Annotated in this window: 1 protein-coding gene; it reads left to right on the plus strand. The window is 64.4% G+C overall.

The window, feature by feature from the left end; translation table 11 throughout:
* On the plus strand, positions 1–357 hold a 357-nt coding region (locus tag AC1KVG_RS21795; protein ID WP_481095811.1), incomplete at both ends, for an AMP-binding protein.

The raw sequence follows: 357 nt of genomic DNA on the forward strand, positions 1-357 counted from the left end.
TGATGCGTATGTCGAAGAGTGCTTCATGGCGTTGTGCCATGGTGCGACGCTAGTGCTGCGCGACGAGGAGACGATCACCGATGGCGAGCGCTTCTGGTCCTGGGTTGTGCGCAAGCGCATCAGCGTACTGAATCTGCCGACCGCCTTCTGGCATGTGCTGGTGGAGACGCTGCCGCCTGCAGTGGCGGCCATGGGAGCGGGTGTGCGCCTTTGCGTGATCGGTGGCGAGGCGGCGCAGCCGGCAAGGGTACTGCGCTGGAATGCGGCCATGCCACCTGCACTGCGGCTATTGAATACCTACGGCCCCACCGAAGCGACGGTGACCGCCACGACGGCGGACCTGGACTCTCTGGATCT

It is taken from the genome of Xanthomonas sp. NCPPB 3959 (assembly GCF_056675575.1).